Origin of the sequence: Aurantimonas sp. Leaf443 (genome assembly GCF_001425575.1) — a bacterium.
GTDB lineage: Bacteria > Pseudomonadota > Alphaproteobacteria > Rhizobiales > Rhizobiaceae > Leaf443.
The window spans coordinates 724324-736794 of the sequence record NZ_LMRD01000006.1; the positions used below are offsets into that span (position 1 = coordinate 724324).

Consider the following 12471-nt stretch of genomic DNA (forward strand, 5'->3'; position numbering starts at 1 on the left):
GTCGCTCTCGGGCGGCGACGACGCTCGGCCCCCGCGGCGACAGGATCGGATGTCTCAGCCGCCGTGATAGGCGGCGAAGCCCCGCTCGAGATCGGCGACGAGATCGGGCACGTCCTCGAGGCCGATCTGCAGGCGGATGACGGCGCCGCCGGACGGCGCCTTGGCGACGACGCGGTCGGAGAGATCGACGGGGACGGCGAGGCTCTCGTGCCCGCCCCAGGAGAAGCCGAGCCCGAACAGTCGCAGGGCGTCCAGGAACCGCGCGGCGCCCGCCGCGTCGCCATCGCGCAGCACGAATGAGAAGAGGCCGCTCGCGCCGGAGAACTGCCGCTTCCAGAGCTCGTGGCCCTCGAAGGAGGGCAAAGCGGGGTGCAGCACGTGCAGGACGTCCTCGCGCGATTCCAGCCAGTTCGCGACCTCGAGCGCCGAGGCTTCATGGCGCGCGAGCCGCACGCCCATCGTCTTCAGGCCGCGCAGGCAGAGATAGGTGTCGTCGGGGGCGGCGTTCACGCCGATCATCATCTGCGTCTCGCGCAGCCGCCCATAGGTCTCGGCCGTCGCCGACACGGAGCCGAGCATCATGTCCGAATGCCCGCCCGGATATTTCGTCAGCGCATGGATCGAGAGATCGACGCCATGGTCGAGCGGCCGGAAGAAGAGCGGCGTCGCCCAGGTATTGTCCATCATGGTGACGACGCCGGCCGCCCGCGCGACGGTTGTCAGCGCCGCGACGTCGATCATCTCGAACGTGTTGGAGCCCGGCGCTTCCAGGAGGATCGCGCGGCTGTTGGGCTTGAGGATGCCTGCGATCGCGCCGGCTTCGGCGGGATCGAAATAGGTGACCTCGACGCCCATCCGCTTCAGAACCGTGTCGCAGAAGCGGCGTGTCGGCGGGTAGACGCTGTCCACGACGAGACAGTGATCGCCGCTGCCGAGGAAGGCCAGGAGCGGAAAGGTCACGGCCGCAAGGCCGGACGGGAGCAGGATCGTGCCCGCCGAACCTTCCAGCTCGTTCAGCGCGTCCTCGAGCGCGCGCGTCGTGGGCGTGCCCGACAGACCGTAGGAATACGGTGCCCGGCTGCGGCTCTTGAGCGTCGCGGTGTCGGCGAAGAGGACCGTCGAGGCGTGGAAGACGGGCGGATTGACGAATCCGAACTGCCCGGCTGGGTCGTAGGGCCCATGGGCGAGACGGGTATTGATGCCTGTCGACTGACCATTCTTCGGCGATTTCCTGTCCACGCTGCAATCCTTTTAGTCAAATGGCATCGGCTGCGAGAGGCTGCCGGCGATCGCTGCCCAAATTCGGGGGGCTCGGCTTGACCTGCCCATTTTTATGTCATGAGAATGGCCGGCAGAGATCGAGCAGGGACGGATCGAGGGCGCCTATCCTGTCTTCGTCGACTTTCGCCGATCCAACAAGAAAAAGCCAAAATCAATTCCTGACGGGAAGGTAACCTTATGAACTTGAAGCTTCTGACCGCCGCCCTTGGGCTGTCGATCGCGGCCGGCGCCGTATCCACGGCCTCGGCGCAATCGACGCTCGACACGGTCAAGCAGCGCGGCACGCTGCGCTGCGGCGTCAACACGGGTCTACCGGGCTTTGCCTCGCAGAACGACCAGGGTGCCTGGCAGGGCCTCGACGTCGACTACTGCAAGGCCGTCGCGGCCGCCGTGTTCGGCGACGGGACCAAGGTTCAGTACGTGCCGCTCTCGGCCGTGCAGCGCTTCCCGGCCCTGCAGAACAACGAGATCGACCTCCTGGCCCGCAACACGACCTGGACGATGGACCGCGACACCACGCTCGGCCTCGATTTCAGCGTCGTGAACTACTACGACGGCCAGGGCTTCATGGTGAAGAAGGAGCTCAACGTGAACTCCGCCATGCAGCTGTCCGGCGCGACCGTCTGCGTGCAGAGCGGCACCACGACGGAGCTGAATCTGGCGGACTTCTTCCGGTCGAACAACCTGGAATACAACCCGGTCGTCATCGAATCGCAGTCGGACGTCAACACGGCCTATGACAGCGGCCGCTGCGACGTGCTGACCACCGACGCCTCGGGCCTCGCCGCCTCGCGCCTCGAGATGGGCCAGGCCGACGATCACGTGATCCTGCCCGAGATCATCTCCAAGGAGCCGCTCGGACCGGCCGTGCGCCAGGGCGATTCCGGCTGGGCCGACGTCGTGAAATGGACCCACTACCTCCTCCTCAACGCCGAGGAGGCCGGCATCACCCAGGCCAATGTCGAGGAGATGACCAAGTCCGAGAATCCGGACATCCGCCGCATGCTCGGCCAGGACGGCAAGTTCGGCGCCTCGCTCGGCCTGCCCGACACCTGGGCCGTGAACGTGATCAAGGCCGTCGGCAATTACGGCGAGATCTACGACCGCAATGTCGGTCCCTCGACCCCGCTCGCGCTGGCGCGCGGCCAGAACGCGCTGTGGACCAAGGGCGGCCTGCAGTACGGCATGCCCATCCGCTAAGCCGGCTCTTCGCGGCGCCATCCGGGAGGAGGCGCCGCGATCGCTTCGATCACGGCCCGTCGCGATCCTGCGGCGGGCCTCTCCGGAGACAGGCCGCAGGATATGACCGCGCAAACCCAACCGATTCCCCGTCCCTCCCGTGCCGGTTCGATGCTGAACGACCCCAAGGTCCGCGGCATCGTCGTGCAGGTCCTCATCGTGGCGCTGCTCGCCGGGTTCACCTGGTGGATCGTCGGCAACACTGCCCGGAACCTCCAGCAGGCCAATATCGCCTCCGGCTTCGGCTTTCTCGAGTCGCGCTCGGGCTTCGACATCGCCCAGACGGCGATCCCCTATTCCAGCAACGACACCTATGGGCGCGCGATCCTCGTCGGCATCGTGAACACGCTCATCATCGCCGGCTGCGGCGTGGTCGTGGCGACGATCGTCGGTTTCCTCGTCGGCATCGGCCGCCTGTCGCGCAATTTCCTCGTTCGCTCGCTGGCCACGCTCTACGTCGAGACGTTCCGCAACATCCCGCCGCTCCTGGTCATCCTGTTCTGGTATTTCGGCGTCCTGTCGGTCCTGTCCGGCCCGCGCGGGGTCGAGCCGAACCCGCTCGGCGTCTATCTCACCAATCGCGGCCTGCAGATCCCCGGCCTGATCTTCGACCCGATCGCCTGGACGACGCTCGCCGCCTTCGCCGTGGGCATCGTGGCGACGCTCGTCGTGGCGCGGCGCAACCGGGCGAGCCAGCTGAAGACCGGCGAGCGCAAGCCGCTCCTGTGGACGGCGCTCGGCCTTATCCTCGGCCTTCCCATCCTGGTCTTTCTCGTCACCGGAGTGCCGGCCACGCTGGAGTTTCCGGCGGCGACGCGCTTCAACCTCGTCGGCGGCCTGCAGATCAAGCCCGAATTCCTGGCGCTGCTCCTGGCGCTCGCGGTCTATACCGCGGCCTTCATTGCCGAGATCGTGCGCGCCGGCATCCTGTCGGTCTCCAAGGGACAGACCGAGGCGGCGTCCGCCGTCGGCCTCACGCGCAACCAGACGCTGCGCCTCGTCGTCGTGCCGCAGGCCTTCCGGGTCATCATCCCGCCACTGACGAGCCAGTATCTCAACCTGACCAAGAACTCCTCGCTGGGCCTTGCCATCGGCTATCCCGACCTCGTCGCCGTCGGCTCGACGGTGCTCAACCAGTCCGGCCAGTCCGTCGAGGTCGTGGCCATCTGGATGATCGTCTATCTCACCATCAGTCTCAGCGTCTCCATCCTGATGAACTGGTTCAATTCCAAGATGGCGCTGGTCGAGCGCTGAGGGGGACGCCGTCATGGAAGAACAAGTCGCACTCTACGTCGCCCGAGACCAGAAGCAGCCGCTGCCGCCGCCGCCCGGGGAGACGGGCCTCGTCGGACGCATGCGCCGCAATCTCTTCGCCACCCCGCTCGACACCGTCCTGACCATCGCGCTCGGCGCCGTTCTCGTCTGGGGCATCTGGAACCTCTTCCAGTGGGCGGTCGTCGACGCCGTCTTCGAAGGGTCCGACCGCACCGCCTGTCTCGTGGAAGGCGGCGGCCATGGCGGCGCCTGCTGGGCCTTCGTGAAGGCTAAGTTCGGGCAGTTCATCTACGGCATCTATCCGCTGGAGGAGCGCTGGCGCATCGATCTCGTGTTCCTTCTGCTGGCGGCCCTGGTCATCCCCATCGCCATGCCGACGGTGCCGGGCAAGAAGCTGAACGCCGTGCTTCTCTTCCTCGTCTTCCCGGTCGTCACGCTCGTCCTGCTCACGGGCGGCGAGTTCTCCGTGACCGGCGGCGAGGTCGCGATCCTGATCGTCTTCGCGGCGGGCCTCACCGTCAGCCGCGTCGCCTCGCGCCCCGACGTGTCGTCGCGCACGCCGCTTCTGAAGGCCGCCTACGCGCTGATGGCCGTCGCGGTCCTCGCGCTGATCTTCTCGGGCATCGTGACCGCGGCCCGCGTCGAGTTCCTCGACGTCCGCTTCACGCCGCTGACGCTTCTCGCCTTCGCCGCCGCGCTTGGCGCGACGGCGCTGTCCGTCTTCGCCGCCCTCGCGGCACGGTCGGGCGCCAGTGCCGTCCAGCTCCTGTCGCCGATCGTCGGCGCGGTGCTGTTCCTCTTCGTGGTCAGCCACGATTTCGGCCTCGAGCCGGTGCCGACGAACTTCTGGGGCGGCCTGATGCTGACGCTCGTCGTGGCGCTCACGGGCATCACGGCCTCGCTGCCGCTCGGGATCCTGCTGGCGCTGGGGCGGCGTTCGGACATGCCGGCGATCAAGCTGCTCTCGGTGATCTTCATCGAGTTCTGGCGCGGCGTGCCGCTCATCACCGTCCTGTTCATGGCCAATTTCATGCTGCCGCTCTTCGTGCCGGACGGCGTGACCTTCAACCAGCTGCTGCGCGCCCTCGTCGGCGTGGCGCTGTTCTCGGCGGCCTACATGGCCGAGGTCATCCGCGGCGGCCTGCAGGCCATTCCGAAGGGCCAGTACGAGGGCGCCGACGCGATGGCGCTGACCTACTGGCAGAAGATGCGGCTCGTGGTTCTGCCGCAGGCGCTCAAGCTCGTCATCCCCGGCATCGTGAACACGTTCATCGGCCTCTTCAAGGATACGAGCCTCGTCTACATCATCGGTCTCGCCGACCTTCTGGGCACGGTGCGGCGCGGCTTCGCCGACCCGGCCTGGATCACGCCCTCGACGCCGGCGACGGGTCTCGTCTTTGCCGGATTCCTCTTCTGGCTCTTCTGCTTCTCGATGTCGCGCTACTCCGTCTTCATGGAACGGCGTCTCGACACGGGCCACAAACGCTAAAGGATCGATTCGATGGCTTTCGAAACCGCCAATCCCTCCGCCGCGCCGGCCCATGCCGCCGTTTCCACCGCGCAGAACGCCGTCGAGCTCATCGGCGTCAACAAATGGTACGGCGAGTTCCATGTCCTGCGGGACGTCGACCTCAAGGTCCGCCGCGGCGAGAAGATCGTCATCTGCGGGCCGTCCGGCTCCGGCAAGTCCACGATGATCCGCTGCATCAACCGGCTGGAGGAGCACCAGAAGGGCACGATCATCGTCGACGGCATCGAGCTCACCAACGATCTCAAGAAGATCGACGAGGTGCGGCGCGAGGTCGGCATGGTGTTCCAGCACTTCAACCTCTTCCCGCATCTGACGATCCTGGAGAACTGCACGCTGGCGCCGATCTGGGTGCGCAAGATGCCGAAGAAGCAGGCGGACGAGCTCGCCATGCATTTCCTCACCCGCGTGCGCATTCCCGATCAGGCGCACAAGTATCCGGGCCAGCTGTCCGGCGGCCAGCAGCAGCGTGTGGCCATCGCCCGCTCGCTCTGCATGAAACCCAAGATCATGCTCTTCGACGAGCCGACCTCGGCGCTCGACCCGGAAATGGTCAAGGAAGTGCTGGACGTGATGGTGACGCTCGCCGAGGAGGGGATGACGATGCTCTGCGTCACCCACGAGATGGGCTTCGCGCGCCAGGTCGCCGACCGCGTCATCTTCATGGATGCCGGCCAGATCGTCGAGCAGAACGAGCCGAACGCCTTCTTCTCGAACCCCCAGCACGAGCGCACCAAGCTCTTCCTGTCGCAGATCCTGCATTGAGGCGGCGGGCGCCGACCCGGCGCCCGATCCAGGCCGGAGAATGCGAAAAGCCGGCGATCTCGCGATCGCCGGCTTTTCCATGCGGGGTTCGGCTTGCGGCCGGACCCTCAGGCGGTCAGTTCGCCTGCGAGGTCTCCACCGGCTTCACCAGCGGCGTGATGCGCCGCACGGTGACGCGGCGGTTGTCGCGGTTCTCGCCGCCCGTATCGACCTTGAGATATTGCTCGCCGTAGCCCTGGGTGACGAGATTCTCCGGCGGCACGTCGAAATACTCGCTGAGCGCGGAGGCGACCGACGCGGCGCGACGGTCCGACAAGGCGAGATTGGCCAGATCGCTGCCGACGGCGTCCGTATGGCCCTCGATCAGGAAGGTCTCGTCCGGATTCTGCTCGATCACCCGCGCGATCGCCTGGGCGAGCGCCTCGAGATTGCCGACCTGATCCTGCGGGATCTGGTCCGAGCCGAAGTCGAAGTTGATCGTGGCCAGGTCGATGCGGCGCACCTTGTCGCGGATGCGCTTGGAGCGCCGCACCTCGTCCACCGAATAGATCCGCTCGACGGTCTCGACGGGCGGCGCGACGATGGTGCGGTAGTAGAGCTCCTCGTCGGGCCGGTCGATGTCGACGACATATTCGTCCTCGGGGATGGCGAGCTGCAGCGGGGGCAGGTCGGCGCCCGCGTCGTAGTAGTAGTTGGCCTCCTCGGCGTCCCGCTCGTAGGGGTCGTAGAAGAGCACCGATTCCGGGCGGCCCGGCACGATGCGCGAGCGCTGGATCACGTCGCCGTAGCGGTTGGTGATCGTCACGATCTGCACCCCGTCGGGGCGCACGATCGTCTCGCGGATGCGCCCGCCCGAAAGCCGTTCGGCATAGCGCTCGCGCGCGTCGACGGCGATGCGCGCCTCGTCGTTCGGCCGGATGAAGTAGGCCGCCGCGCCGCCGACCACTGCCCCGGCGACACCGGCGCCGACGATCGACAGGATGTCGCGATTGCCGACGCGCTCGACGACTTCCACCCCGCGCGGCAGTTCCGGCTGCACGAACTGCTGCACGGTCGTGTTGTTGACCGTCGTGTTGTTCACGGTGGTGTTGTTGATCACCGTGTCGCCGCGCGCTGGCAGTTCGATGCGTTCGCCCTGTTCGGCCGTGACGGAGCGGATCTGCACCGGCTCCTGCAGGCGCTGCACGCGGGCGTCGCTGGCGTCGAGCCCGCCTTCGGGCACGGCCTGCGTCTGGATGTCGACCGGCACGGGCTGCGGGGCCTCGACCGGACGCCGACGCTCCCGGCGGGCATTGGCATCGCCCCCGCCACGATTGGCGCCGACCGAATTGGCGTCCGGCTCCGGAGCCGCACGGGCCGCGTCGGCCGGCGCGGCCGGCTGGGGCGCCGCACCCGGTGCAGGTGCCGCCGGGGGCTCGGATGCAGCGCCGCCCACGGCCGGAGCGGGATCGCCGGGCGTGCCGGCACGGGCCGGAGCGTCCGCGCCCGGCGCGCGCTCGCGGCCCGGCTGGTCTGCGTCACGCCGCTCGCCGCGCGGGCGCTCGCCGGCCGGGGGCGTTCCGCCCTCGAGAACCGTATCGTCGGCCGGCGCTTCGGGTGCTGCGGCCGGGGCCGCACGGTCGCGTCGCGGCGCATCGGCCGGCCGTTCCGCTGCGGGCTCGCTCGGCTGCTCGCGATTCTCCTCGCGCTGGCGACGCTGCGGGCGTTCCGCCGGCGCCTCGGCGCCGGGGGCTGCCCGTTCGGGCGCCGCGTCTGGCGCTGCGGGCGCGTCCGGCGCGGCAGGCGCAGGCGCCGCACGCTCCGCGGCCGGCTCACGGCGCTCCTCGGTCTCGCGGCGCTGCGGACGCTCCGCCGGTGCCTCCGGGGCAGGCCTTTCGGCGGCCGGCTGTTCGGCCGCGGGCTCCTCGCGCTGGCGACGCTGCGGGCGCTCGGCGGGCTGCTCTGCCGCAGGCCTCTCGGCAGCCGGCTCCTCGCGCTGTCGACGCTGGGGCCGCTCGGCGGGCGCCTCGGGGGCAGGGCGTTCGGCGGCCGGCCGCTCGGCGGCGGGTTCTTCGCGCTGACGGCGCTGCGGACGCTCGGCAGGGGCCTCGGCCTCGGGCGCGCGCTGCTCCTCGCGCTGTCGGCGCTGAGGCCGTTCGGCCGGCGCCTCCGGGGCGGGGCGTTCGGCGGCCGGCCGCTCGGCGGCGGGCTCCTCTCGCTGGCGGCGCTGCGGGCGCTCGGCGGGGGCCTCGCGGGCCGGCTGCGCATCGGGCGCGGGACGCTCCTCGCGCTGGCGCTTCGGCCGCTCCTCTTCCGGACCGCCCTTGCCCTGCGCCAGGACCGTCTCCGGTGCGGCGGGCGCTTCGCTGCGCTGGGGCTCGGGCGGCGTCTCCACGGGCTGCGGCGTCTCGACCGGCGGGGCCTCGACGGGCTGGGGCTCGGCCGGTGCGTCCGAGGCAGCGGGCGCCATCAGTTCGGCCGCGCCGTCGCCCGCCTGCGCGAGGCGCTGCGGAATGGGCTGCGCGTAGCTCGGCAATGTGCCGGTGAGCGCCGTCGAGGTGGCGAGCATTGCGACGCCGATGGCTCGGCCGGTCTTCCTGAAGTTCGGCATGAAAGTCCTTGGGTTCGACCTGTCCCTTACAGATCTGCTCTTTCGTCCCGCCTGCCTCGTGTCGCAGCACGGCAGAACAAAAGTCGGGCAGGACTTAGCGCCACAATGGAGGCGGCCCGGAGACGGTTCCCTGGCAGGATCGCGACAGGGCGAATCCAGTCTGGCACCCCATCAGCGGAGCGGCGGCGCCCAGTCGTAGAGCCAGGCGAGATCGGCCGCGAGAGAGGCCGGCGCACGCAGCGCGAGCGCGGCGTCGCGGGCGAGCGAAAGCGGCGCCGGCAGGTGATAGACCCGGCGGTGGAAGGCGACGCGCCGGCGAACGGCGTCGATGCGCGGGCGGCGGGCCGCCTCGTAGCGCGCGAGCGCTTCGGCCGGCGAAGCTTCGGAAACGAGGCAGTCCGCCAGCACCGCGGCATCCTCCAGCGCGAGCGCCGCGCCCTGCGCGGCGAAGGGCGCCATGGCATGGCCAGCGTCGCCGATCAGCACGGCACGGTCCTCGCACAGGCGATAGGGTCGCTGCGCGGGCGTTTGCAGGATGGGCCAGGGCGTCCAGCCATCCGCACGCGCGAGGAGGTCGGCCAGCCGCGGCGCCGTCTTCGACTTCGGAAATGCCGGGCCGCCGGATCGGTCCTCCCGCGCCGCCGAGGGCAGGATCGCCACGACATTCGTGCGCATCCCGCCCGAGACGGGATAGGCGACGACATGCCGATTGGCCGCGAGCCAGGCCGTGATGCCCGGCGCGCCGTCGCCCTGCGAGCGCGCCTCGACCATCGCGCGCCAGGCGGTGCGGCCCGTCGGTGCCGCATCTTGGAGGCCGGCGGCCGAGGCGAGGGCGGAATGGACGCCGTCCGCGCCCACCGCGAGGCCCGCCTCGACCGTCACGCGCGCATCGGTGCCGCAGGAAAAGGTGAGGGCGATGCCGTCCGGTCGCGGCCGCACGGCCTCCAGGCGATGGCCGAGATGAAGGTCGATCCGCGGCCGCCGTTCCACGGCGCGAAGGAGGACTCGCTGGAGATCGGCCCGGTGCAGCGAGAGATAGGGCGTGCCGTCGGTCGAGATCACGGGCACGCGCGCAATGGCGCGGTCGTCCGAGGCGCGGCGCAGCGTGACGGCGTGCGCCCGGCTCGCGAGCGCCTCGAGTTCGGGAAGGAGGCCGAGCGCGTCGACGACGCGCAGGGCGTTGGGCGAGAGCTGGAGCCCGGCGCCGAGGGCGGAGAGGGCGGGCGCTGCCTCGAACAGGCGCACCGCCCGGCCGCGCTTCTCGAGCGCGAGGGCGAGCGCGAGGCCCGCGATTCCCGCGCCGACGACGGCGATCGGCGTCTCGGGCGTCACCGCCCGGCGCGCCGCGTCAGGCCGCTTCGTAGAGGCAGCCGGCCGGGCGCGTCTCGTTGCTCTTCAGCGCGCCGTTGTAGCGGTAGAGCGTCGAACAGTAGCTGCAGACCTTCTCGTTCTCGTCGCCGAGATCGATGTAGATATGCGGGTGATCGTGCGGCGGGTTCGCCCCGACGCACATGAACTCGCGCGCCCCGATCTCGATCTGCTCGTGGCCCTCGTCGTTCTGGAAATGCGGAATCGTATGGCCGGCCATGTCGAGCGCCTCGTCTTTTCCTGTCGTGTGAAGCCGCGCGGACCATAGTCGCGCCGTTCGGGAAAGAACAGGGCTGGTCTGCGGCCGCCGGTCGTCCTACTGCGAGGCGAGACCGCACCCCTTTTCGCGGCCCGCGCGAGCGCGGCCGCCTTCGACAGCCACGAGGATCGCGATGCCGCGCTTCGCCAACGACGGATACGAGCTTGCCTATCTCGACGAGGGCGACCGGCAGGGCGCGCCGGTCCTTCTCGTCCACGGCTTCGCCTCCTCGATGCGGGTGAACTGGATCGATCCGGGCTGGGTGGAGACGCTGACGAAGGCCGGCTATCGCGTCATCGCCTACGATCACCGGGGCCATGGCGAGAGCGACAAGCCGCGCGAGGGTGCCGCCTACACGCCGCAGGCGATGGGCGGCGACGGGTTCGCGCTGCTCGATTCGCTGGGGCTTACGAGCGCGGTCTGGTTCGGCTACTCGATGGGCGCGCGCGTCAGCGCCTTCGCCGCGCTCGCCCGGCCGGACCGTGTGACGAGACTCGTCCTCGGCGGCCTCGGCCTCGGTCTCGTCGAAGGCGTCGGCGACTGGGACCCCATCGCCGCGGCGCTGCGCGCGCCTTCTCTCGACGACGTGATCCACGCGCGCGGGCGGATGTTCCGCGCCTTCGCCGACCGCACCCGCAGCGACCGCGCGGCGCTGGCCGCCTGCATCGAGACGTCGCGGGCGGAACTGGCGATGGACGAGGTGCGGCGCATCGCGCAGCCGACGCTCGTCGGCGTGGGCACCGAAGACGACATCGCCGGTTCGGCACAGGCGCTCGCCGATCTCCTGCCGAACGGGCGCGCCTTCGCCATCGAGCGGCGCGACCACATGCTGGCGGTGGGCGACCGCACCTTCAAGGCGGCGGTGCTGGATTTCCTGAAGGCCTGAGGCCGCAAGGCATCGTCTTCTTTCCTTCTTGTCATCGGCGCATTATCTCACTCTTCCGACGCCAGCGATGGACGTCCCGCCGAGGAGAAGGCCATGAGCGCCAGCAGTCGTCTGCCGCAGGAGCGGCTGTCCGCCGTGGATCCCATCTGGGCCCGGGTGCGCGACGAGGCCCAGGAGGCGGCGACGCGCGAGCCGGTCCTGTCCGGCTTCATCTTCTCCACCGTCCTCAACCATTCGACGCTGGAATCGGCGCTGATCCAGCGCGTCTCGCAGCGGCTCGACCATGCGGACGTGCCGGCCATCGTCATCGCGCAGACCTTCCACGAGATGGTGGCCGCGCAGGAAGGGTTCTGCGAGAGCCTGCGCAGCGACCTGCAGGCGGTGTTCGACCGCGATCCGGCCTGCGAGCGCTACCTGGAGCCGCTGCTCTACTTCAAGGGGTTCCACGCCATCCAGACCCATCGCCTGGCGCACTGGCTCCTCAACCGGGGCCGGCGCGACTTCGCCTTGTATCTGCAGTCGCGCTCCTCCGCCGTCTTCCAGACCGACATCAACCCCGCCGCCCGCATCGGGCGCGGCATCTTCTTCGACCACGCGACGGGCATCGTGATCGGCGAGACGGCGGAACTCGCCGACAATGTGTCGATCCTCCAGAACGTGACGCTCGGCGGCACGGGCAAGGAGCATGGCGACCGCCATCCCAAGATCGGGCGCGGCGTCCTCATCGGGGCCGGCGCCAAGGTGCTCGGCAATATCCGTGTGGGCGACTGCTCGAAGGTCGCCTCGGGATCGGTCGTCCTGAAGGAAGTGCCGCCGATGACGACGGTCGCCGGCGTGCCCGCCCGCGTGATCGGCTCGACGGGTGGATGCGACGAACCGGCCCGCGCGATGGACCAGTGTTTCGAGCGGGACGACTGAGCTTCGAGGATTGAATTCGTCGGCCCGATGCTAGCTATGGGCCGGAACAGTTCAGGAGACGAGCGTGAAACCCGACGAGATTCGCAAGCTGCAGGCCTATCTGAAGAAGACGCTGAAAGGGGCCGACGTCGAAGTGCGCGCCATGCCGCGCAAGAAGGATTCGGCCGAAGTCTACCTGAACGACGAATTCGTCGGCCTCATCGCCAAGGACGAGGACGAGGGCGAACTCTCCTACCACCTGACCATGACGATCCTGGAGATGGATCTCGACTAGGATCGCCTGTCGCGCCGAGACGGTGAACCATGCGAAAGGCCGGCCCCTGGGGAGCCGGCCTTTCGCATGTGTGGAATCGGGGCGCCGT

11 protein-coding genes are annotated in these 12471 nt (G+C 69.3%); 7 read left to right on the plus strand and 4 right to left on the minus strand.

The genetic code is table 11. The annotated features are described in order from the left end of the window. Positions 1-54: 54 nt before the first annotated feature. Positions 55-1239 carry a cystathionine beta-lyase gene (metC, locus tag ASG48_RS08085; protein WP_055847688.1) on the minus strand — a complete coding sequence of 395 codons (1185 nt, stop codon included), beginning with the start codon at positions 1237-1239 and terminating at the stop codon, positions 55-57. A 219-nt stretch (positions 1240-1458) separates the two neighbouring features. On the opposite strand from metC, the gene ASG48_RS08090 reads away from it, so the two are divergent. The 4 genes from ASG48_RS08090 to ASG48_RS08105 all read left to right on the plus strand — a co-directional run bounded on the left by ASG48_RS08090 (position 1459) and on the right by ASG48_RS08105 (position 6088). Further along, a complete protein-coding gene (locus tag ASG48_RS08090; RefSeq protein ID WP_055847691.1) occupies positions 1459-2481 on the plus strand; it encodes an amino acid ABC transporter substrate-binding protein in 1023 nt (340 codons plus the stop codon). Between the two features lie 150 nt (positions 2482-2631). Continuing rightward, entirely contained in the window at positions 2632-3774 is a 1143-nt protein-coding gene (locus tag ASG48_RS08095) for an amino acid ABC transporter permease (protein WP_348271123.1), read from the plus strand. A 13-nt stretch (positions 3775-3787) separates the two neighbouring features. Further along, the gene (locus tag ASG48_RS08100) at positions 3788-5284 is read left to right on the plus strand and encodes an amino acid ABC transporter permease (protein WP_055847697.1); all 1497 of its coding nucleotides are present in this window, start codon (positions 3788-3790) and stop codon (positions 5282-5284) included. Positions 5285-5296: 12 nt separating this feature from the next. Continuing rightward, positions 5297-6088, plus strand: coding sequence for an amino acid ABC transporter ATP-binding protein (locus ASG48_RS08105; protein WP_055847700.1), 792 nt, complete (start codon positions 5297-5299; stop codon positions 6086-6088). A 115-nt stretch (positions 6089-6203) separates the two neighbouring features. Here the strand turns inward: ASG48_RS08105 and ASG48_RS18760 are convergent, their stop codons facing one another. From ASG48_RS18760 to ASG48_RS08120, 3 genes are all read right to left on the minus strand, one after another. Beyond that, positions 6204-8678 (minus strand): OmpA family protein, encoded by a 2475-nt coding sequence (locus ASG48_RS18760; protein ID WP_244486819.1) that lies wholly within the window; start codon positions 8676-8678, stop codon positions 6204-6206. Positions 8679-8849: 171 nt separating this feature from the next. Further along, positions 8850-10010 (minus strand): FAD-dependent monooxygenase, encoded by a 1161-nt coding sequence (locus tag ASG48_RS08115; protein WP_055847703.1) that lies wholly within the window; start codon positions 10008-10010, stop codon positions 8850-8852. A gap of 16 nt (positions 10011-10026) precedes the next feature. Next, a complete protein-coding gene (locus ASG48_RS08120) occupies positions 10027-10266 on the minus strand; it encodes a zinc-finger domain-containing protein (protein ID WP_055847707.1) in 240 nt (79 codons plus the stop codon). Positions 10267-10438: 172 nt separating this feature from the next. Here ASG48_RS08120 and ASG48_RS08125 point away from each other — a divergent pair, with 172 nt between their 5' ends. The 3 genes from ASG48_RS08125 to ASG48_RS08135 all read left to right on the plus strand — a co-directional run bounded on the left by ASG48_RS08125 (position 10439) and on the right by ASG48_RS08135 (position 12383). Next, positions 10439-11191 (plus strand): alpha/beta hydrolase, encoded by a 753-nt coding sequence (locus tag ASG48_RS08125; protein ID WP_055847709.1) that lies wholly within the window; start codon positions 10439-10441, stop codon positions 11189-11191. A 93-nt stretch (positions 11192-11284) separates the two neighbouring features. Next, positions 11285-12109: a serine O-acetyltransferase gene (cysE, locus tag ASG48_RS08130; RefSeq protein WP_055847712.1), complete on the plus strand. Its 825-nt coding sequence runs from the start codon at positions 11285-11287 to the stop codon at positions 12107-12109. Between the two features lie 64 nt (positions 12110-12173). Next, positions 12174-12383 carry a DUF3126 family protein gene (locus ASG48_RS08135; RefSeq protein ID WP_055847715.1) on the plus strand — a complete coding sequence of 70 codons (210 nt, stop codon included), beginning with the start codon at positions 12174-12176 and terminating at the stop codon, positions 12381-12383. Positions 12384-12471 lie beyond the last annotated feature (88 nt).

What these genes read in the sequence shown, in the direction of transcription:
- ASG48_RS08095 (WP_348271123.1), top strand. Translation starts at nt 2,632, where the DNA reads ATGCTGAACGACCCCAAGGTCCGCGGCATCGTCGTGCAGGTCCTCATC.
- ASG48_RS08090 (WP_055847691.1), top strand. Translation starts at nt 1,459, where the DNA reads ATGAACTTGAAGCTTCTGACCGCCGCCCTTGGGCTGTCGATCGCGGCC.
- ASG48_RS08105 (WP_055847700.1), top strand. Translation starts at nt 5,297, where the DNA reads ATGGCTTTCGAAACCGCCAATCCCTCCGCCGCGCCGGCCCATGCCGCC.
- ASG48_RS08125 (WP_055847709.1), top strand. Translation starts at nt 10,439, where the DNA reads ATGCCGCGCTTCGCCAACGACGGATACGAGCTTGCCTATCTCGACGAG.
- ASG48_RS08120 (WP_055847707.1), bottom strand. Translation starts at nt 10,266, where the DNA reads ATGGCCGGCCATACGATTCCGCATTTCCAGAACGACGAGGGCCACGAG.
- ASG48_RS18760 (WP_244486819.1), bottom strand. Translation starts at nt 8,678, where the DNA reads ATGCCGAACTTCAGGAAGACCGGCCGAGCCATCGGCGTCGCAATGCTC.
- ASG48_RS08100 (WP_055847697.1), top strand. Translation starts at nt 3,788, where the DNA reads ATGGAAGAACAAGTCGCACTCTACGTCGCCCGAGACCAGAAGCAGCCG.
- cysE (WP_055847712.1), top strand. Translation starts at nt 11,285, where the DNA reads ATGAGCGCCAGCAGTCGTCTGCCGCAGGAGCGGCTGTCCGCCGTGGAT.